14 protein-coding genes and 1 pseudogene are annotated in these 21,041 nt (G+C 57.3%); 9 read left to right on the top strand and 6 right to left on the bottom strand.

The features are described 5' to 3' along the window. The first annotated feature begins 521 nt into the window (after positions 1 to 521). The gene (locus tag PYR71_RS08270) at positions 522 to 1,301 is read left to right on the top strand and encodes a response regulator transcription factor (RefSeq protein ID WP_275619066.1); all 780 of its coding nucleotides are present in this window, start codon (positions 522 to 524) and stop codon (positions 1,299 to 1,301) included. Positions 1,302 to 1,498: 197 nt separating this feature from the next. Here the strand turns inward: PYR71_RS08270 and PYR71_RS08265 are convergent, their stop codons facing one another. From PYR71_RS08265 to PYR71_RS08240, 6 genes and pseudogenes are all read right to left on the bottom strand, one after another. Continuing rightward, the gene (locus PYR71_RS08265; protein WP_275618950.1) at positions 1,499 to 3,340 is read right to left on the bottom strand and encodes a glycosyltransferase family protein; all 1,842 of its coding nucleotides are present in this window, start codon (positions 3,338 to 3,340) and stop codon (positions 1,499 to 1,501) included. Between the two features lie 4 nt (positions 3,341 to 3,344). Continuing rightward, a complete protein-coding gene (locus tag PYR71_RS08260; protein ID WP_183916852.1) occupies positions 3,345 to 4,388 on the bottom strand; it encodes a UDP-glucuronic acid decarboxylase family protein in 1,044 nt (347 codons plus the stop codon). A 45-nt stretch (positions 4,389 to 4,433) separates the two neighbouring features. Then, entirely contained in the window at positions 4,434 to 5,927 is a 1,494-nt protein-coding gene (locus PYR71_RS08255; RefSeq protein WP_275618949.1) for a sugar transferase, read from the bottom strand. Positions 5,928 to 5,934: 7 nt separating this feature from the next. Continuing rightward, the gene (locus PYR71_RS08250) at positions 5,935 to 6,801 is read right to left on the bottom strand and encodes a WecB/TagA/CpsF family glycosyltransferase (protein ID WP_275619065.1); all 867 of its coding nucleotides are present in this window, start codon (positions 6,799 to 6,801) and stop codon (positions 5,935 to 5,937) included. 454 nt (positions 6,802 to 7,255) lie between these two features. Beyond that, entirely contained in the window at positions 7,256 to 9,376 is a 2,121-nt protein-coding gene (locus PYR71_RS08245) for a right-handed parallel beta-helix repeat-containing protein (protein ID WP_275618948.1), read from the bottom strand. Next, positions 9,373 to 10,691, bottom strand: a pseudogene (locus tag PYR71_RS08240) (O-antigen ligase family protein). The gene PYR71_RS08245 and the pseudogene PYR71_RS08240 overlap by 4 nt, the downstream one beginning before the upstream one ends. A 466-nt stretch (positions 10,692 to 11,157) precedes the next feature. Here PYR71_RS08240 and PYR71_RS08235 point away from each other — a divergent pair. The 8 genes from PYR71_RS08235 (at position 11,158) to PYR71_RS08200 (ending at position 21,009) form a co-directional block, all read left to right on the top strand. Beyond that, entirely contained in the window at positions 11,158 to 11,304 is a 147-nt protein-coding gene (locus tag PYR71_RS08235; RefSeq protein WP_275618946.1) for a hypothetical protein, read from the top strand. 11 nt (positions 11,305 to 11,315) lie between these two features. Continuing rightward, on the top strand, positions 11,316 to 12,266 hold the full coding sequence (locus tag PYR71_RS08230; RefSeq protein WP_275618945.1) for a glycosyltransferase family 2 protein: 951 nt from the start codon (positions 11,316 to 11,318) through the stop codon (positions 12,264 to 12,266). Continuing rightward, the gene (locus tag PYR71_RS08225; protein ID WP_275618944.1) at positions 12,263 to 13,363 is read left to right on the top strand and encodes a glycosyltransferase family 4 protein; all 1,101 of its coding nucleotides are present in this window, start codon (positions 12,263 to 12,265) and stop codon (positions 13,361 to 13,363) included. Before PYR71_RS08230 ends, PYR71_RS08225 begins: the two co-directional genes overlap by 4 nt. Then, on the top strand, positions 13,357 to 14,499 hold the full coding sequence (locus tag PYR71_RS08220) for a glycosyltransferase family 4 protein (RefSeq protein WP_275618943.1): 1,143 nt from the start codon (positions 13,357 to 13,359) through the stop codon (positions 14,497 to 14,499). The genes PYR71_RS08225 and PYR71_RS08220 overlap by 7 nt, the downstream gene beginning before the upstream one ends. After that, a complete protein-coding gene (locus PYR71_RS08215; protein WP_275618942.1) occupies positions 14,496 to 16,763 on the top strand; it encodes a GumC family protein in 2,268 nt (755 codons plus the stop codon). The genes PYR71_RS08220 and PYR71_RS08215 overlap by 4 nt, the downstream gene beginning before the upstream one ends. A 34-nt stretch (positions 16,764 to 16,797) precedes the next feature. Beyond that, positions 16,798 to 17,901, top strand: a complete 1,104-nt coding sequence (gmd, locus tag PYR71_RS08210; protein ID WP_183916868.1) for a GDP-mannose 4,6-dehydratase — start codon at positions 16,798 to 16,800, stop codon at positions 17,899 to 17,901. Positions 17,902 to 18,184: 283 nt separating this feature from the next. Beyond that, positions 18,185 to 18,442 carry a hypothetical protein gene (locus PYR71_RS08205; RefSeq protein WP_416340271.1) on the top strand — a complete coding sequence of 86 codons (258 nt, stop codon included), beginning with the start codon at positions 18,185 to 18,187 and terminating at the stop codon, positions 18,440 to 18,442. 164 nt (positions 18,443 to 18,606) lie between these two features. Beyond that, a complete protein-coding gene (locus tag PYR71_RS08200) occupies positions 18,607 to 21,009 on the top strand; it encodes an FdhF/YdeP family oxidoreductase (RefSeq protein WP_275618941.1) in 2,403 nt (800 codons plus the stop codon). The last annotated feature ends 32 nt before the right edge of the window (positions 21,010 to 21,041 follow it).

Genomic DNA, 21,041 nt, shown 5'->3' with positions numbered 1-21,041 from the left:
CTGAAACCGGTCACAATCGTATGAATGCGCAAGATTTCATTTCAACAGAGCAAATATTTCTCTGCCTCCAAAGAGAATTGTTTTCGCCCTCTTAGTAAAGAAACAATACGTCGAAGCTTATTCACCAAAAGGCGTATATGCTTACGAAAATCGGATGACGAGGCTCGCGATCGTCTATGGCCATCGCTCGACAGCAGAGGCCGTTAGCCGGCGGACGATCCTGCCTCACATCAAAGACGGGGCATCGATTGCATATGTTTGGTGAGTTTATTGAAAATATATAGTAATGTCATATATCTCCATGCAAATTGCTTAGAAATATATTGATCAGTTCCAAAAGTTGATCTATTGATATCCAATCATGGAACAAAGGTGCAGGCGTAACCACTATTAATTAGTGTAACGACCCCAGAATTGTGGTAATAAATTAGCACTTTTGTTAATCAAACTCTCCTTTTTTGCGAGGGGATGTCACGTTCGACTTTGCGTACCGCGTGGAAAAAGACTGGGAGGACAAGGCGTTGGATTCAATAAACATAAACCATAGGCAGGAAAATATATCACTTCCCCTAGAGATAGAAAACGGCTCGGCGGCGCTTGCCCGACCGGCAAGTCCAAAGCACTCACTTGTTATACTCGACAGGAGAGAACTTGATCGGCATTGCCTCGCGCAATGCATGGCCGCCCACACGGCAGATTTCGAGATTCTGGCGTTTGGATCGATTGAGGAGTGGAAGCAGAAGCGCGAAGAATATCCCCCACTTTCGGCAATTCTCTTGAATGTCGGAGGCAAGATGGTCGACGACCCTGCCGTTTCGGAGCAGATCAAGAGCCTTTCGTCCGAATTCGTCTCGACGCCCGTGATCATCCTGTCAGATAGTGATGATTTCGCCCAGATCGTTAGGGCGATCGACTGCGGAGCCAAAGGTTACATACCAGCCTCCGTCAGCATTAGCGTTTGCATGGAGTTGATCGCACTGTCGGTAGCAGGGGGACTTTTTGTGCCTGCAAGCGCTCTGTTTGCTATGCGCCACTTGCTGCAGTCGAGCGGCTCGCCAGCCCAGCCGCTGGCGGGGATATTCACCGATCGTCAGGCCGAAGTCGTAGCGGCGCTGCGGCGCGGCAAGGCGAACAAGATCATTGCCTATGAGCTCAATCTTCGAGAAAGCACCGTCAAGGTGCATGTCCGCAACATCATGAAAAAGGTTAAAGCCACCAACAGGACGGAAGTCGTGTTCAAGCTCAACGACCTTTTTCAGAATAATCTTTCGGGCGGCTCAACGGCAAGCAGCCTGTGCTGATGCGGCAGGCGGGGCTCCTATCGTGCCACGCACTGCGAGCACATTTTTTCCTAAACATCTCGGTGGCGGCACGGAAAATGCGCCACCGAGTCGATAATCTGACATCATGGATTGTCATCGGGTGGCGCATAGGCTCAGTTGAGTTCTTTCCCACGCGCCTTCCAGGTGTCGCTACCCACACCTACATTTTTCGCTAGTTAATTACGGATGTTCCTTGGAGGCCGTGAAAGCGCCATTTGAATCTTGCGCAAAGAGCCTCTCTGCGAGTGAGGAACTAGACCCCGCGCCAGGTGCCAGAAATATCGGAACTCCGGCAGAGGCGGCACATTCGGCCGCAAGCCGTTCAGGCGCAGTTTCACCATCAGACCATCGATGCCTGAATAGAGTCGCAGGCGCAAACCGGCATCAGCTTCGAAGTGTGGAGCTTTCGTGTTCTCGCCGGCTGCGCTGCCCCCAAGGGTGGCAAGCCGAAGACCATTTGCAAGATCAGGCCGCTGACACCGCTCAAGAATATCGGTGAACCACACGAGCCACTCGGAATCTGTCCGATCGGGAAGCTGATGAACGCTTTTCCGATCGCTGCCATCCGATCTCGGGACAACCGCATCAGCCGAACCACCGAGTTGCGCGATGACAAGGTGCGCGCGCCTGATTTCGTCGTGAAATAGAGATGGATAAAAGTCTTGCAGCTTGGACGCCTGCTTAAGCTGGCCTCTGCAGATCAAAGCGAGCAGGAAATAAGCCCATTCGACCGGATCCGGGTCGGGCGCCCCATAGTCTGTCATCGTTACCTTTACGAGGTCTATCAGAAGGCCGGAGGCACGATCGGCGTCGCCCTCTTGCAATGCACATAAGGCAAGGCGGAATTTCGCTTCGGGCAGGTAGGAGACAAAGTCCAGGCAGCGTTCGTAGCAGTGCTTGGCGTCCTCCACTCTGCCCTGCTCGAGGAGCAAGTCCCCCTGCTTCAGCAAAGCGCGATCGCTCGCTTCCCCAACGATATGGACGCTCTGTTGCATTGAGGTACGCCCTACCTTCGCAAGTTCGCCGAAGGGGCCGGATTGGATGATCTTTTCGCCGACCTGCAGGCCTTTGCTGAGCATGAACCACTGATATATTTGCGGCCTGTGGGTCAATGTATGACACGAATGGACCAAGTCGTAACCGGCTGCGGTGATCCGCCGTATTTCGTCGGGATGAGCAAAAAGGTAATCCAGTTTCTCGACCACGTTGCTGCTGTCGACAAAAACACAGTTCTCCATGTCGACAAAGCCAGCCGCCTCCACCGCTGCCGTTCGTTCCGCCACGAGACAGGACTTTGCCCCGGGGATCTCAAAATGCTTGCGCACGACCTCGCCGCCCATGGTGCCGCATGTGGGGGCGATGAGGCTTGCGTTAAGCGCGCGCGCATAGGCCTCTCCGGATAAGAGCCGGGACGCCAGCTTGCTCTCATAGGCGTGTTGCGGTGAGACCAGGCAGGGATAACGGTCGCGGATGATCGGAAAAATCGTCTGTCGCCAGGGATAGAGACCGTAGGCCTGACCTGTGAGGGTGACCGGGATGACCTTTTGCTGCCCATAGTCGTGGTAGACTTCGGGATCGATGAAATTTGGCCAGACGAACAGATTTTCCTTTACCGCCGGCATGTATTCTGGAGTCATCGTTGCGATTGCGAAATAGGTCTCGATGCCCCACTGCTCCATATCGGAAAGGAAGCCGGCGCGCCGATCGCACCATGGGTCGGCATTATGAAGGCCAAGCTTCGGGACCGCGATATTGGTAGTGGTGTTGGTGATTTTTATCCGACGTGAGCCGTGCGACCGATAACCGCTTTCAAACAGCGTCAGATCCGGTTCGTACCTGTCGCATATCTCTGCATAATCGCAGTCGCGGTTAACGACGACGACATCGAAATGTGTTGCCAGGCACTTGACCTGCTGCTGCATGTGCAGCAGCAGGTAACCGGCCGCGTTCGCATTGGGTTGGTGGTCCCATTGGAAAAAAACGAGGCGCGGTTTTCGATGATCAACCTTGCTGTTCATGTCCCTATCGGATGGCTCCAGGAGCAGTGACTTCGACGCTCGGAGCTGCCAGATGTGGATAGGGCTCTTGCCAGGAGTTGACACCAATCCTGTTCTTTAATCCACCAGAAAGCTTCCACTCGAAGTAAGCGATCGTTCTCTCAAGCCCCTCACGAAGGTTCACCTTCGGTTGCCAGCCGAGGTCCTGCTGTGCGCGGGAAATATCGGGCTTGCGCTGCGTCGGATCGTCCATCGGCAAGGGATTGTAAACGATGCGTGATTTCGAGCCCGTCATCTCGATGACCATTTCGGCCAATTCCCGGACCTGGAATTCTCCTGGGTTACCGAGATTGATCGGACCGGTAACACCGGCCGGCGCACCCATCAGGCGGAGGAAGCCCTCGATCAGATCGTCTACATAGCAAAATGAACGCGTCTGCGTGCCGTTGCCGAAGATGGTGATCGGCTCGTTTTGAAGCGCCTGAACGATGAAGTTGGAGACGACCCGTCCGTCATTGGTCTGCATGCGCGGCCCGTAGGTATTGAAGATCCGCGCTACCCGAATTTCCACGCCATATTGGCGATGATAGTCGAAGAACAGCGTCTCGGCGCACCGCTTGCCTTCGTCGTAGCATGCCCGCGGACCTATGGGATTGACGCTGCCTCGATACTCCTCGGGCTGGGGGTGGACGGCCGGATCGCCATAAACTTCACTCGTCGATGCCTGGAAGATCTTCGCCTTGGTGCGTTTGGCCAGGCCGAGCATATTGATGGCCCCGTGCACATTGGTCTTCACCGTCTGCACGGGGTCGTGCTGATAGTGGACCGGAGATGCCGGACAGGCAAGGTTGTAGATCTCGTCGACCTCCACATAAAGCGGGAAGGTAATGTCATGACGGAGCACCTCAAAGCGAGGATCGTCGAGAAGATGCAGAACATTGTCGCGCGAACCGGTGTAGTAATTATCCACGCAGAGGACGTCATTGCCTTCTCGCAAAAGCCTTTCGCACAGGAATGATCCCAGAAATCCAGTGCCGCCGGTAACCAAAACTCGCTTGTGTCCGTGCATTGATGTGCTCCATTGTTGATGATTGCGCGCAGGACGAGAAACAGGTCAGCAGGCTCCCTTGCCCTTCAGGACCGCAGGAATTGTGCTGAGAAGAATGTGCCAGTCGAACCACAGGGACCGGTTGTCGATATAGAAGCCGTCGAGTTGCTGCTGCAGCTCGATATCCGCATCGCTTCGTTCGGATATCTGCCAGAGGCCTGTCAGCCCCGGTACTACTGAACGCCGCTTGTCACGAAATTCGCTATCCATCGCCGAGAGGTGATACTCCGGAAACGGACGGGGTCCCACCAGGGCCATTTCCCCTGCAATGATATTCACCAGCTGCGGGAGTTCATCGATGCTCGATGCGCGAAGGAGATGTCCGATCACCGGCAAAACGCGCGGGTCCTCCCGAAGCTTGAAGTGAGTGGACCATTCTGCTTGTGCGGCTGGATTGTCTCGGAACAACGCTTCGAGGCGTTGTTCCGCATCTCTGTACATCGTCCTGAGCTTCAGGACGTGAACCGGCTTGCCAAACAAACCTTCCCTGGCGTGCCTGAAGAAAACCGGCCCCGGATCGATGGCATAGATCGCCGCAGCAGCAATGAGAATGATGGGCATAAGCACCAGCACCGCGGGAATGGCGATCGCCAGATCGAGGGCGCGACGTACCAGGTTCGAGTTTGCCGCCCCCCCGCTGCTCGCCAGGCGAACACCGATCTCGCCGCCGATATCAGCCGGCCGCAATCCGGTGATCTTGAGGTTCGGCGTGTCGGAGAGCAGGATGACCTCGTCGAAGCTCTTACGCAATGTCGCCAACTCGGTGGTTAGCGGGCCCGTATCATCGGCGATCAAGGCAATCGATGGGCGGTCATCAACTGACAGTTCCAAAATATCAGGCGCGCAGGATTCGGTGCGAATGCCGTACTGCCAATGATCTGTGAAATACGCCATGAGCGCGGGAATACGGTTGCGGCCACCGATGATAACCGCCCGCTCTCCCCAGAATCCAAGTCTTCGCGACAGACCGCGGGCAACCCCATGCATGGCAGGCTGAACAATCAACCCGAGGCCTAGAAGCCCGAAGATGGGAAGCAGCAGTCGCGTCCCTTCCGGTAGAAGGATCGCTCCAAGCGCTGCGATGACAGCGACCTTGCCCGACGCTGTCGTGCGGCGGCGCAGATGCTCGTGGTCATGGAGCCGATAGCCGGGATAGAGCGCGTTCGACGCATAGAGAATGATCGTTGCCAGGGCAGCGACGGCGAAAGCACGCTCCAACACCATATTCTCCGAACCGTCGGGAAGAAACGGCAGAAGAAGAAAATAGGCTATCAGATAACCCGCAATGTCGCCGGCGACCAACAATGACGACGTAGCGAGCCGAGGTATGCTGCGCTTGAGTGGAGCTGGCATATTCAGCCTTAGCCCGCTGCTGAACGCGGCGCCCGGCGTGGCGTTTGCCAGCGGCGGGACAGAATTTGCCGGACCCGTTCGCGTGGCGGCCACATCATTTGAGGTGATTGCCTTCGGCAGGTCGGATATCGACGCTAGTAGGGACATGATGGCTTTACACCTTTACGGCTGCTGCTTTAGGCGCGGTCGATCCAAAAACCTCGTCTTCGATCGGAAATTTCCGAAGTCCCAGTCTCTGGAATGCTGTCAGTGAGATGAAGGTCGGCACGACCAGCGCATAGCGCCGCCACAGCCGCCGCGGCTCGCATAGAAGGCGAAACACCCATTCGAAGCCGCTTCTTTGAATGATCCTGGGAGCCTGTCGTTTCAGGCCGGCGTGGAAGTCGAAAGCCGCTCCGACACCGATGAGCATCGATGCATCAAGACGATCGCGCATGCGAGCCATCCAGAGTTCCTGCTTGGGGCTGCTGAGACCAACCCAGATAATATCCGCGCCTGACCGATTGATCCGGTCTGCAATATCCGTCTCTTCTTGCAGCGACAATTGATGAAACGGTGGTGCGTAGGAGCCGACTATCTGCGCTTCCGGGAATTTTGCGAGAAGGCGTGCCTGCAACCGATCCAGCGTCTCGGTTGTCGCTCCATAGAGGAAATGGCGCACGCCTTTGGCTCTGCCAGCGTCGAAAACAGACAGCATCAGGTCGGGTCCGTAGACCCGGTCGCTCTCCAAATGGCCGGCGCGTTTCAGTGCCCACACCAACGGCATGCCGTCAGGGGTTACGAGGAATGCCCGGTTATGTATCGACCGAAGTTCGGCATCGTCCTGGCATCGGACGATGCCGTGCGCGTCGCGAACGCACACATATCCCTTCCTGCCTTCTTCAATCGCGGTTTGAATAAGCCCGGTCGCGCTTCTGAGATTGACCGCCGAAACGCGAACACCAAGGACATTCGTCCATCCCAAGGAGCCCTTCGGATGGAGAACTGAAGTTTGGCTGCTGTCTGCTGATTGCTTTCTCATGACCTGCGCTTTCGCGACCGAAACTGTCATCAGAATATCCTGGCAGACCGATTGCCTCCATACTTGCCGCTCCAGCTATTGGACGTAGAACAGACTTGTCGTTTACGTCTTACGCCGAGATGACGTACAATATTTGAAGTAAGTCTGTGTACCCCATAGCTTGCCACGTTGCTCCTTATGATGAACGCGGCCCCGAAATTGCGGTTTGACCCTAACGGAACTGCAGAAGATACCGTTTCGTGCGAGCAAAGATGGTTAGGCTTGAGCACTAACAAAGCCGGGAAGAGAGAACATGGTGAAGGGGGAGATGACAGCTCCGGCCGGCGAGCCTTCGGTTCGATCGCCGCGCTCAACTCGTCAGTTGCCGGCACCAGGCAACCATCCTTGATCGGCAGTACAAGTTGCCATAGCCAGGCTTAATCGACGCAGAATTCTGCTAGTGGCGGCGCCCTTGTTACTCGGGCGCGACCACGCTTCCCGAGTCCGCGCCGGCCTTCTGAAGATCCGCCAGACTGCCATATTCTCCGGACCGCATGATCCTCGGATCTACTCGGAAGCTCTGGTTGCTCAAATTGCCGATGTAGCGGTTACCCGCGAACTGCACATATCCAGGCCCGTGATCAGGAGCGTGGACGTATGCCGCAAGCCCGTTGCTACTGTCGATCGACACGACATTGTTCTCGATACGATTTGGCTTGGCCCATGGTGGGTGCCAGCCTCTGCCGGTTCCGTCATCGACGCGAAAGGCTGCACCCGATCCGCCGGTGATCACGTTTCCCGTCACCAAGTTGCTCCAGCCGCCGTTGATGCCGATCGCCGATATGTTGTCCGAGAGCGAATTTTCTTCGATGCGGATCCCGCTCGCCTTCCCATCCGTGTAGATCGCCCAGCTGATGGGAGTGGGCCATTCGCTGGTATTTTCGTATCCGGGAGGCCAGAACGTCCCGTCCGGCCTGTTCATAAGGTAGCCGGTCCCGGTCACGACATTGGAGCGGATGGTGCTGTTCAAGGGGTCGGCTTGCTCGCCCATCATCTTGATGGCGCCGCCATCGGCAGTCTGCTGGTTGGCGTTACGGACCACATTGTGCTCGATGACGGCGTTATAGACCGCGTCATTAGAACCCCACAGTGAACCGCCGGCGATCCCGAACTGCGCGGTGTTCTCGATGAGGTTGTCGGCGATCCTGACATTGTCGGCAGCCTGGAACCATACACCGGCTGTCTCAATGTAAATCTTTCCAATGTCATGGATGTAGTTTGAAAGGATTCTGGCACCGTCCGACTTGCCGAAGGTGCCATAATTCGTGCCGACGTAAATCCCGTTGCCAGCCACATCCGCGATCACGTTGCCGGCAATCAACGCGTCCTTGCTTTCCGTCACATGGATCCCGACGCCGACATTCTCGATATTGTTGCCAAGGATTTTAACACCATCGGCGTGTTCGATTCGGATGGCGCCGAATCCTCTCGTATCCGTAAAAAATTTGCCGCTGCCTTGGGGCGCTCCGTCTCTGAACTCGAGCCCCGATACAACCACCCCATTGGCCCCGTCCAACTTCAAGAATGTCGGCAATACGCCAGCAACGACGACGGAATCGGGGAACGACTGATCGATCGGGGTATAATGAAGCTGGCCCGCGGCAGCGTCGTGCCACCACTCTCCAGGCGCGTCGAGCAAGCTCTTGGCGCCGGTCAGGAAGTAGCGGCTGCCTTCGGCGGTAAAGAAATAACTTGTGCCTTTGGTATGGACGGTCCGGCCGCCGCCATCGATGGATACGACCGGAAGCGTATCATTGCCCCACTGGCTTCCGGGTTGATACCCACCAACGATGTCGACGACCAGCCCGCTCGCATTCCCCACATCCGGAAGATCGCCGGCACGGAAACAAAAGCGCGTGTTTCCTTCCCACATATCGATTGCAGGTTCGCACTTTGCCGCGAATAACCACCCCTTGCGGGGGTCGCCATCAGCCGGAGCATTGGGAAATCGAGCCCGAGTTTGCCGTATCCGATTGACGAAAAGGTCACCGACGCCTTGCTCCGGCGGCAATGTCAGCGGCGCCGTCCAGCGGCCATCGGACTGCCGCGCCCAGTTGCCCACGCGTGGCCCTCCATGCAGAACCGGCGCTTCATTGCATCTTGCCGTGAGGATCAAACCGGTATCGCGGGCGTCAAAGACGATCGGCTGGGTAAGGTAGTAATCGCCTTTACGGAGCGCAATTATATCGGGACCGCCTTTCTCGCGGGCAGCATCACGGGCTCGTTCGATACTGGCGAAAGGGCCATCGTTCCCCTGCTGATTTGCGGTCGGAAGCAGGCCGCTCCAACTGTCTTTTCCATCGGGAGAAACATAGAATATTGTCCGCGCGGTGCTGCTGCTCAATGCACCGCGTAAAGAAGTCCCATTCAATTTGGCTGCCGAAGTCGCAGAAGCTTCCGCGCAGGTCGCTTCCTGGAGGAGTATCTGCAGGCGCTCTGGCGCAACTCCCTCTGTCCCGGCTGGAGCCGGATTGCCGGGCTGCGCAAAGAGCATGACAGGCAAGATGCTCAGGATCAGTCCAACACGCCGCGTCATAATGTCTGCAACCCGCTCATGAGGCCACGCGAGACGCCTGCCAAGATGGCGAAGCGCTGATCGAAACGACGGGCTCGTACAGCGAAAACATGATGATGGCTGTGGTGAACAGGATGAAGATGGCGTCATTTTGAACGAAAAAAATACTCTCGGTCAGATTCATCACCAGGATCATGATTGTCAGGACATTGAGCCAGAGCCACCCGTACTGCACATCATGACAATGAAGCACCGCGCCTTGGCGGATTGCATGGGGAAGCATTAGAGCAAACGGGATCATTCCTACGATTCCAAAGCTCAACAAGATATCGCGATAACCATTATGGGCGTGGGGCGCGGCCCATCCGCTCTTTAACCATATCTGCGTGGCTTCGGGGTTCGCGTCTGTCCAGAAAGCCTGGTAACCATACCCAAGCAACCAACGATCGGATATCTCGCGATCAACCAGCTCCCACAATGGCACCCGGCCCGTCAAAGTCGCATCCTTACCGAGCGCTTCAAGGGCCGGAACCAGGAATTCGTGAAGTGAAATCAGAATGCCGACAGACAGCTGAATGAAAAACAGGACGATGACGACGCGGCCAATGCTGCTGCTTCTTTGCAGGAGGGAATAAAAGCCGATCAGGCAAAACGCGACTGACGTTGCAATGATTGCGGTCATCGATCCGGAGCGCGCGAGGCAGATGATACCCAAGGCCAACAAAATGAATGCGGTTCGCCGCAGGCCGAAAGTCCCGTCGATCAGCACAGCGGTCGCCACCAAGATCATCAGCGCCGCGTACCAGCCCAGCACGTTCTTGTGAATGAAGATGCCCCGCATAGCACCATCCGGCATAGTGGCGAGGGCTGGTGACACGACAGAGATAACCACACTGAGGACGATACAGGCACCCAAGGTCATAATTAACAGGAACAGCAACTGCCTTGGCGTGAAACGTATCGCCAGGACGTAGGAAAGAAACACGCAAAACAAAAGGCCGATTGCGCGCCTCAAGGTCGATGAAGGTCCTATTGACCACAGGGTGGACAAAAACGGCAGGATAAGAAACAGGGGAATAATCAGATTCCGCCTGAGCGCCGTCAGAAATTGCGGAAAATTGCGTATCAGAATTACGATTGTAAACGCATATACCGGAAGGCAAGGAAGACGCAGTATAGATTTGGCATAATCGCTGAGCGTTCCGTCCGCATCTAACAGGATAAGCGGCAGAAGGGCGCCTGTCTGAAGAAAAAGGGATATGCCGGCGCCCCAGCATTCGATGGCCCGCCAACTGAGGGTTGGTCCAGTGGTAGTTCTGAGGCTGTCTACTCTCATTATCCGTTCCGACCGAATTGAACAGACAAGCGACTGTTGATCGCGAGATCAAACAACAGGTGTCGGCCCGCGTGGCTACGCTGCTTTCAAGCAATCATCCGGCCACGTCAGCAGTCAACCTGTCCTAGCGAGGGCTGAGCTACGCCTAATGCACCCTCTCTCCACCCAAAGGCTATGTTGTGGTTAAGCTCCGAGCTTGCATCTACCCCAAAGGCGGGTCGTCGCGTCCGTATGATTGCCCTTAAGAGCAGGTGTTGCGCATGTCCGTTCACCGGTACCGTGGCGATGAAAGTGTTGTGAAGCGTGGTGGATACGCCGCGCTCCATTGGACCAAGGCAACAATTGGCTGTCTCTGCAGTCGAAGCCTGGAACGTTTAGGATTGCTATGTTCCTGCGTCATGATCCTAGTCCTCCATGCAACGCGACGGGCGCTCCACCCGCCGCGGCATTGTCAGCGGCGATCTTATTGGCTCTGCCCAAGGCGCTGTTCGGCCGACAAGGTCTTTCGGATATTGCGATCACCGCGGCACTGGACTTCGTTGGCTGCGTGAAGGTCGGCCTCCTGCGCAACTTTGCGCCGCTGCAGAGCGTCGCATGGCGACAACCTGCATGAGAGCGCGCGTCATGGAGCTGCCGACCCTCAGTGTCCTCATTAACAATTACAACTACGCACGCTTTGTCGGGCGGGCGATAGACAGCGTGTTGAGCCAGGCCGAGGGCAACGTCGAAATAATCGTTGTCGATGACGGATCTACCGACGACTCGCGCTCTGTTCTGGAAGCATACGACAGCCGGGTCAAGGTGATTTTTCAGGAAAACGCGGGACAGGCGGCTGCGATTAATACCGCGGTAGGATCGAGCGCCGGCGAGATCCTCTGTTTTCTGGACGCCGACGACTGGTGGGCGCCGAGCAAGCTGTCGGCGACGGTTGCAGCCTTCCGCGCAAATCCTCAAGCATCGCTTGTCTATCACCGGTTGCAGCCGACGCTTGTCGATGGCACGCCGACCTCCAAGCCGATCCCTCGAACTCTGTGTTCAGGGGCGTTGTCTTCGCTGCTTACAAGATCGGCAGGCTGGTGGCCATTTCCGATGACGTCGGCCATCGCAGTGCGGCGGAGCAGTTGGAATGCCGCGGGCAGCATCCCAGAACAGTTCCGCATATCGGCCGACGCTTGGCTGGTGGGCATCTATCCGTTTCTGGGGGACGTGATTGCCATGCCAGACCCGCTGGGATTCTACCGCATCCACAGTAACAATTGGTATCGCGCTGCCGAAGATGCTGCCACGCTCCGGAGACGGATGACGCACTGGCAGCAGACCGTTGAAGCAACGAACCTGTTTCTCTCCGCTCGTGAACTGCCGGCACAATTACATCTGAGGGACCACTATCCCTATCGCGTCGCGTCGGCAAAGCTGCAGGGCGCCGATGCGCTCACGCGGTTCAGGCTTGCCATCGAAGGCCTCTTCTTTGCCGGCGAACCGAACCTGCTCAGGCGGACGCGCGACAGCTTGCGCTCGGCGCGCAGTCTGTCTCGGCTTGGTCAGGACGTCGGCCTGCCGGGGGTAGCGAAATGAAGGCGCTGCTGTTGGTCTCTGAACTGGAAGACTATACCATCTCCTTTGCCAGCGGCGTTGCCCAGCACCTCGATGTCGTGCTTGCCGTGCCGCGCCGGCGCTACGCGCATCTCGCCTCTTCCTTCGACCCGGCCGTCGAGCTGCACCTTCTGGACTGGCCGAGACACCGCTCTCTCTCCAATCCGTGGTTTTTGTACCAGCTTACGCGGATGATCCGGCGCGAACGGCCGAACCTTATTCATCTCCTCAGCAATTCTACGCTTTGGCTGAACCTCGCAGTGCCGTTCTGGCGCCCGATCCCGCTTGTGACGACTATCCATGACGTCGAAATACACCCGGGCGACTCCGATACGCGTACCTTGCCCGGCTGGGCCCCCGAACTGATGGTGAAGCAATCCGGACACCTTGTCGTGCATGGCGAGGGACTGAAGCGGATGGTCCTCGACCGATATGCAAAATCGCCGGACTGCGTCCATGTTCTGTCGCATCCCTCCATCCTTCGCTATGCGGAACTCGCCCGGCGGCAGAAGATGGCGCCACGCGTAGCGGATGGAACGATCCGCGTCCTGCTGTTCGGACGGATATTTGCCTATAAGGGCCTGGAACATCTGGTCCGGGCCGAAGCGATGCTCAAGGACGTGCTTCCCAACCTGCGCGTCACGGTCGCGGGCCGTGGCGACAATCCGGCGATATTCCTGCCTCTCATGGGGGATGCCGACCGCTATGATATTCGCAATCGTTTTATCGAGGATGCAGAGGTCGCCCAGCTTTTCCTGGACACCGACATCGTCGTGCTTCCATATACGGAAGCCTCCCAAAGCGGCGTGCTCAACCTTGCCGCCGCATTCGGCAAACCCGTCATCGTTACTGATGTCGGCGAGTTGCGGGATACCGTTGAGCCCAACGGGTTGGGGATGGTGGTCCCCCCCGGCGATCCCAAAGAGCTCGCGGCAGCGATCAGGACATTGGCAGACAACGGCGAGCTTAGAATCAGGTTGGGCGCCAATGCGCTCGAATGGGCCCAGGGGCCGAATTCGCCTGAACGGGTCGGCGGCCGGGCCGCGGCAGTTTATCGGGAGGTGGTCGGGTCATGCTGATGGAAGCCCTCACAGACAGAAGCCGGCCGGCGGCCCGCAGCGCGGCTAGCGTCCGCCATTATCTTCCGGGCGGCTGCGAGAACGGCGGCGGCATCGGCAGGCTTGTCGGCTATATAATAGAGACGGCGAAAGAGACCGGCGCGAAACATTTCGTCACCGATACAAGAGGGGCTCGATGGTCCAAACTGACTTCGCCGGCGCGACTGGTCGGGGCGATCCTGACAATGGCAAAGGACCGGATCGTTACGCCTGATCGCATTCACCATATCCACATCGCTGGCCGCGGCAGCACTTCTCGCAAACTGATCCTGACCGAGGCTGCCCGCCTGTTAGGGTGCTGCCACATATTGCACCTTCACGACTACGATTACGCCGGCGATTTCGCGCAACGCTCGCCGCGTCAACAACGGCTCATACGTCGAATGTTTCAGAATGCCGACCGTGTCGTGGCGCTGGGCCAGCGCGATCGCGCGACGCTGACGACCCTTCTGGGTGTTGACGAGCGCCGCGCGGTCGTCGCCCATAATTGCGTCCCCGATCCCGGGACGCATAATATTTGCGACGGCGGGACACCGCTGATCGTATTCCTCGGCCGGTTGAGCGAACGCAAGGGGGTCACTGAGCTTCTATCGGCCCTGAACCACCCGCTTATGAAAGAACTCCGGTGGCGGGCCGTACTGGCCGGCGATGGTCCTGTCGAGCATTATCGCCGTCTGGCTGACGCCATGGCGCTTTCCGATCGGGTCGAGATGCCCGGCTGGCTTGACGCCGGTGAGGCGCGAGCCTTGTGCGCGCGTGCAGATATTCTGGTCCTGCCGTCGCACGCCGAAGGGCTGGCAATGGCCGTGCTCGAAGGACTGTCCCATGGGCTCGCCGTCGTAACGACTCGTGTTGGGGCGCATGAGGAAGTCATTACCGATGGTGAGACCGGGATTTTCGTGCCGGTGGGAGACCAGAATGCCCTGGGCGCAGCTTTGGCAAAGCTGGTATCTGACCGCGAATTGTGCATCCGCCTCTCCGTCCAGGGGCGCGCGCATTATGTCAACTATTTCAGCATGATGGTCTATATGCGCTCGCTTGAAAAACTTTACGAAACCGTATCCGCGAAACACCAAGGATGGGCTGCCGCACGATGACGATTTCCACTGTTCCGCCGGACCGCAACCTTCCGATCTCGCCAATGCGGTATGATCCTCGCGCTCAGGTCGAGACCAAGGCGGATAACCTAGACCTCGCATCCGCCTTTCGTATGCTGCGGCGAAGAATGGTCATGATCATTGCGATAACCTTGCTGCTGGTGGCGCCCGCGGCGATTATGATCTCTGGGTTGAAGCCCACCTATCAGGCCTCGGCCCGATTGATCGTCCACCAGCCTCTCGCGACATCACTTGGTGCGGAGGATACCAGCCGCGGCAATCCGCTTGACGTGAAATCGGAGACTGAGCGGCTTTTATCCAGAAGTATTGCAGAGCGAGTCGTGCGCGAAATGCGGCTTAACATGCGGGACGAGTTCAATCCAGCGCTGCGGAAGGTCTCGTTTTTTGAGAGTATCCGGGCAAACCTGCGAGGCCTGTTCGACACGGAAAAGCCCGCTTCGGCGGCACGAGACAGCATCGAAGCCACTATCCGGGAATATTATCAAGCACTCGGAGTGTGGCACGAAGAGAGGAGCGAAGTTATCCAGATCAGCTTCACGGCAAATGATGCTGAACTCGCAGCCGCTGTTCCTAACCGTGTCGTCAGCATTTATCTCGACGAGCGGAAGGGCAGTGTCGGTGCCCGCCTGGATGCAGCGGAAACATGGATCCGACAGCGCATTGCCGAACAGAAGGGTCGCGCGGTTATTGCTCGCGACGCTGCCCGCAACTATCAAGAATCGATGGACATCGTCTCGAAAGAGGACGCTCAGGATGAACGTATCAAAACCCTCCTGGAACTCACCGGGCGCGAAGGTAAAATCGAGGAAAGCCGGCTTGAGGTAAAAGCGACGATATCGGCGCTGGAAACCGCGGATAATCCTTCGGCTGCGGTGCAGAACATCGCCGTCCCCGATAGCATCTCCACGAAGCAACGCGATCTTCGCGCACAGGAGGAAGATCTTTCCCGTCTGCTTGAGCTATATGACAGCAATGCCGAGGCAGTGGTGGATTTACGCAGGAAGATCGAACGATCCCGTATCGATCTCGACCTCGCAACCAAGCAATATCTCCAATCAATGCGCGCCAAGCTTGCCGCCCTTGATCATGAAGCCAACGCAGTGCAATCCATCTTGGCTGTCGCTAAGGAAAAACGCACACGCGATGCCCTGGCGCAGACCGAATTGACACGACTGCAGCGTATTGCCGAAAACGAGCAAGCCGCACTCGACAAGCTTGAGGACCAGCGTCGGGACCTCGCCGCCAAGGCCACACTGCCGGGCGCGGAATTGGAGGTTTTCTCACCGGCTTCGGTGCCGCTCGTGTCACAGGGACGTGGAAGGCTCTTCTATCTGGTGGGCGCCCTCCTGGCTGCAATCTCGGCAGCCGTGACCGCTGCTTTCGTACTCGAGATGTGGGACCAGTCCGTCCGGAGTTTCGATCAGATAGCAGGAATGGCCCGCACGATACCGGCAGGACTTATCCCACGGCTGGCGCGGAAGGAAAATCCGAAGACGATTTTCAGACTTGTGCAGGTCCCGATGTTTGACGAGGCAATTCGCACCGTGATCCTGACGCTCAAACAATCCAACGGGGGCAAGGTGCCGAACAGTATCGTCGTTACGTCGGCGCACAGCGGAGAAGGCAAGTCGCTTGTCGCAAGATCGCTGGCTATCGAGCTCGCCGCCGCGGCAATTCCGGTGCTGCTGGTCGACGGCGACCTTCGACGGGGAGAACTCGATTCGTTCTTCAGGTCGGGGCTACAGCAGGGTTTGAACGAATACCTGAACGGCCAGGCAGATATCCGCGACATCGTCTACCACCATCCAAGCGGTGTCGACTTCATTCCATCTGGCAAATTCAGTCTTCAGCGACGCGTTCGTCCGAACGGCCTGACAGATATCATCGAGGTGGCGGGCGCGGCCGGCCGGATTGTCATCTTCGACAGCGCGCCCGTGCTCGCCTCGACAGACACCGTGCTTCTGACTGCGCTCGCGGAAAAAACACTGGCTGTTGTCAGATGGGGAAAGATGAGCCGTCGCGCGGTCGAGTTCAGCCTGCAGCAAATGAAAAGCCCGCGAAATTCGGAAATCCTTGTCGCGATCAACAATGTAAGCCCCGACAAACACGCGCTGTATAATTTCAGTGATTCAGAGCTTTTTTCCAAATCTCTGATGAAATATTACCAGCCTCACACCGACGATACTCCGAAAGCAATAATTAATAATATATTTTCTTTGAAATCGAAGATAATACATAAATGAACTGCCGCACTATTGTTCGAGTTGGAGGGCAGTCATGGATATGGGTATGACAAAGAACCAAAAAGTTGCACTGATTACGGGCATAACAGGTCAGGACGGTGCGTATTTGGCCGAAATGCTCCTGGACAAGGGCTATATCGTTCACGGCCTCAAACGACGCTCATCGTCCTTCAACACCAGTCGTATCGAGCATCTGTACGAGGATCCCCATGTCGAGAATCCTCGCTTCATTTTGCACTTTGGGGATATGACGGATTCGACCAATCTCATCCGCGTCATCCAGGAAACGCAGCCGGACGAGATTTATAATCTCGCCGCACAGAGCCACGTTCAAGTTTCGTTCGAGACACCGGAATATACCGCAAACGCCGATGGAACCGGCACCCTGCGGCTGCTGGAAGCAATTCGACTCCTTGGGTTGACCAAGAAGACCCGCTTCTATCAAGCCTCCACCTCGGAACTCTACGGGAAGGTTCAGGAAGTTCCGCAGAGCGAAACGACACCCTTCTACCCTCGGTCACCCTACGCGGCGGCCAAGCTCTATGCCTATTGGATCGTCGTCAATTATCGCGAGGCATATGGCATGCATGCCTCGAACGGGATTTTGTTCAATCATGAAAGCCCGATCCGCGGCGAAACATTCGTAACGCGTAAAATCACCCGGGCGGCGGCGGCGATCCATCTTGGATTGCAGGACAGGCTCTATCTCGGCAATTTGGATGCGAAGCGCGACTGGGGACATGCACGAGAATATGTCCGCGGTATGTGGCTGATGCTGCAACAGGACGAACCGGGGGATTATGTCCTTGCGACCGGCGAGACGCATTCGGTGCGTTCCTTCGTTGAAAAGGCTTTTGCCAAGGTGGGCATGCCGATTGATTGGCGTGGGAACGGGGTCGAGGAAAAGGGATTCGACAAGACTTCAGGTCAGTGTGTCGTGGAGATCGATCCGGCCTACTTCCGCCCGACCGAAGTTGATCTTCTGATTGGCGATCCGACAAAGGCGCACACGAAGCTTGGCTGGAAACACGAGACCAGTCTCGATCAGCTGGTCACGGAGATGGTTCGCGAGGATCTCAAAGTCATGGCACGAAATGTTCCGTCCGTGGGCGTGACGAAAAGTTTTGCTTATGCCTGAAGAGCCCCACGGGCTCGCCGATCAAAAGGGAGTTGCGCCTGCGTGCCGTGCGCGCTGCAATGTCAATCGGCGTCATACCAGTCTTCCGCTCCCATGATCAGATTCCGGAGAGGCACAGCTCTCGCCGTCGCCTCCTCATTCGCTGCTTCCTGCGTCCTCTCGACGTCCTGATGATGAACTGCTCCAACGGCAATTGAAGGGAACGAAATTCAAGCGGTCTGGTTTGGTCCTTGGAAGCGCCTGTCGAGCCCTGGCGACAGGGCGGCCCGAGGAGCACGTTGCTGTGAATGTTATAAGGTTCCCCCGCAGTAGAGAGCACTCCGACGATCCGGATCGCGCTTTCGTAAGCAGCGACGCAGACGCGCGACGTCTCTACAAATTCGCCCTTCAGTACGAGATGGATGGCAAGAGCTGGGCCACCGAAATCTGGGCCTATTCCTCCAAAGACGCCGAAGACCGGGTCGCTGCCATGCAGCGATCGCTGACGATGTGCGGCCAGCTCTATGCTGAGGTGGAAGCCGAAGCGCCGACATCACCCTGACCGCCTGCGACATTGTTTGAGCCGCCAGGGATCTTTCATTCATCCCTCAGTCCCGGCAATCGTCAGGCGCCTCCGCCGGTCCGCCGGGAACAGTACGTTCCCCGGAGAGTTCGGGCCGCGAATACCTTGCGGGATTCCCGCTTCGGCACTGTGGGGAGTTAGAGATGTCAACGAAATCAAAACAAAGCCCAACAATCGGTGAAAATGCACGGACGGCGGGCGGCTGGGGAGCGGCGAGATCTGTGGGAGAAATCCTTCTGCGCGAGCACGTCCCGCGATCCGGGTCGTCGATGCTTGCCCATCACAACAAACCGGACGGCTATATGTGCGTGAGCTGTGCCTGGGCCAAACCTGCAAAACCGCATGCGATGGAATTCTGCGAGGAGGGCGCAAAAGCAACTGCCTGGGAGATCACCACGCGCCGTGCGAACCGCGCTTTTTTTGCCGCCCATACATTGCAGGAGCTGGAGCAATGGAGCGATCACGATCTCGAGGAGCAGGGCCGGCTTACCCACCCGATGCGATGGAATAGCGCGACGGATAGATACGAACCGGTGAGCTGGGACGAGGCCTTTGACGAAATCGGCAGAGAGCTGCGCGCCATTTCTCCGCAGCAGGTGGATTTCTACACGTCAGGTCGCGCCTCCCTGGAAACCTCCTATATGTATCAGCTTTTCGCACGCATCTTCGGCAGCAATAACCTACCGGACTCGTCGAATATGTGCCACGAAAGCACGTCGGTCGGGCTTCCGGAAAGCATCGGAGCGACCGTCGGAACGGCAATCCTTTCGGACTTCCAGAACTGCGACTGCATCTTCTACCTGGCGCAGAACGTCGCCACCTCTTCGCCCAGAATGCTGCACGATCTGCAGGATGCGGCCGACAGAGGCGTCAAGATCGTCACCTTCAATCCGTTGCGCGAAGCCGGCCTTGAGCGTTTCATCAACCCGCAAATGCCGAGCCAGATGCTGACCGGCCGATCGACATCAATTTCCTCGGAATATTTCCAGGTGAAGAACGGAGGTGATATCGCAGCCCTGTTCGGGGTCTGCAAAGCCTTGATCGAAGCCGACGATGCCTTGAAGGCGATGGGCGCGAGCAAGGTTTCAGGCTCCGACGCGGCCCCCGACAAACCGGACAACGCTGCGGCGGTCGCGTTTGCCGCTTCCATCGCCGCAGCCGACAAGAAGCACGTGCTCGACCACGATTTCATCAACACGCACACGTTGGGCTTCGAAGAGTTCGCCGAGACCGCCCGCCGCCACGATTGGGCCGAGCTGGAGCGTGTTTCCGGCCTGACCCGCGAACAGATGATCCAGGCGGCGCGCATCTATGCTCATTCAGAAGCCGTGCTGATGATCTACGGCATGGGATTGACCCAACATGTGATGGGCGTCCAGAACGTCCACATGGTCGCCAATCTCGCGCTGTTGCGCGGGAATGTTGGTAAGCCGGGCGCAAACATCTGCGCGGTGCGAGGACACTCGAACGTTCAGGGACAGCGAACGGTCGGAATAACCGAGAAGCCCGCCCTCGTTCCGCTCGACAAGCTGTCGGAACTCTATCAATTCGATCCGCCGAAATGGGAGGGTCGCTCGACGGTCGATACCTGCAAAGCCATCATGCAAGGTGAGGCAAGGGCGTTCGTCGGGCTGGGCGGCAATTTCCTGCGTGCGGTCCCGGAAACGGACGCGATGGAAGAGGCATGGCGGAAGCTGCGCCTCAGCGTCCAAATTGCAACCAAGCTCAATCGCAGCCATGTCATCCACGGCGAGATCGCCTATCTCCTGCCCTGCCTCGGTCGGCTCGAGATCGATGAACAGGCGAGTGGCCCGCAAGCCGTCTCCATCGAAAGCTCGGTGGCGCATTTCCACGGCTCACGCGGAAGGGCAAAGCCGGCTAGCCACGAGCTGCTGTCGGAACCCGCAATTATCGCCGGCATCGCCAAGGCGACACTGACGAGAGGCCAGGTGCCCTGGGATGAATGGGTCGGCGACTATTCGAAGATCCGCGACGCGATCGAAGCGACCTATCCCGAGACATTCAGGGATTTCAACAAACGCATGTTCCAGCCAGGCGGCATTTCGAGACCCGTACCGGCGCGAGAGCGAAAATGGACTACTGCGAACCAGAAAGCCAACTTCATCACCCCACAGCGGCTCTTTCCCGAACTCGATATCGGTTCCGACGCCGGGGAGGTTCTCAACCTCACCACCCTGCGCGCGAACGATCAGTTCAATACGACGATCTATGCCTACGGCGATCGCTACCGGGGTGTGAAGGGGACCAGACAGGTGGTCTTCATGAACGAGGAGGACATTCTGCGGTTGGGCCTCAAAGAGGGTGACTTGGTTGATCTGACGACGGCCATCCATGTCGTAAAGATGCGCCGCGTCATGAATTTCAAAGTCGTGCGGCACGATATTCCGGCCGGCTGCTGCGCAGCCTATTATCCGGAGGCGAACCCGCTCTTTCCGCTGGCCCATCACGATGCGAAGGCCAAGACGCCGTCTTACAAGCTGCTGCCGGTGCGTCTCAGCCTCTCCGCCCAATCCTCGCGGTCTTGAACCGGATCTCGGCGATGGGCCAAAGCAAGAAC

Origin of the sequence: Rhizobium mulingense, assembly GCF_029194105.1 — a bacterium.
In the GTDB taxonomy this organism is placed as follows: Bacteria; Pseudomonadota; Alphaproteobacteria; order Rhizobiales; family Rhizobiaceae; genus Rhizobium; species Rhizobium mulingense.
The sequence above is the reverse complement of the archived record's forward strand: the minus strand, read 5'-3'. Positions and strand labels throughout refer to the sequence as shown.

Excerpts from the sequence above, each read along its gene's own strand:
- PYR71_RS08250 (WP_275619065.1), bottom strand. The coding sequence starts at position 6,801 with ATGAGAAAGCAATCAGCAGACAGCAGCCAAACTTCAGTTCTCCATCCG.
- PYR71_RS08230 (WP_275618945.1), top strand. The coding sequence starts at position 11,316 with ATGGAGCTGCCGACCCTCAGTGTCCTCATTAACAATTACAACTACGCA.
- PYR71_RS08260 (WP_183916852.1), bottom strand. The coding sequence starts at position 4,388 with ATGCACGGACACAAGCGAGTTTTGGTTACCGGCGGCACTGGATTTCTG.
- PYR71_RS08220 (WP_275618943.1), top strand. The coding sequence starts at position 13,357 with ATGCTGATGGAAGCCCTCACAGACAGAAGCCGGCCGGCGGCCCGCAGC.
- gmd (WP_183916868.1), top strand. The coding sequence starts at position 16,798 with ATGGATATGGGTATGACAAAGAACCAAAAAGTTGCACTGATTACGGGC.
- PYR71_RS08265 (WP_275618950.1), bottom strand. The coding sequence starts at position 3,340 with ATGAACAGCAAGGTTGATCATCGAAAACCGCGCCTCGTTTTTTTCCAA.
- PYR71_RS08225 (WP_275618944.1), top strand. The coding sequence starts at position 12,263 with ATGAAGGCGCTGCTGTTGGTCTCTGAACTGGAAGACTATACCATCTCC.
- PYR71_RS08255 (WP_275618949.1), bottom strand. The coding sequence starts at position 5,927 with ATGTCCCTACTAGCGTCGATATCCGACCTGCCGAAGGCAATCACCTCA.
- PYR71_RS08245 (WP_275618948.1), bottom strand. The coding sequence starts at position 9,376 with ATGACGCGGCGTGTTGGACTGATCCTGAGCATCTTGCCTGTCATGCTC.
- PYR71_RS08215 (WP_275618942.1), top strand. The coding sequence starts at position 14,496 with ATGACGATTTCCACTGTTCCGCCGGACCGCAACCTTCCGATCTCGCCA.
- PYR71_RS08200 (WP_275618941.1), top strand. The coding sequence starts at position 18,607 with ATGTCAACGAAATCAAAACAAAGCCCAACAATCGGTGAAAATGCACGG.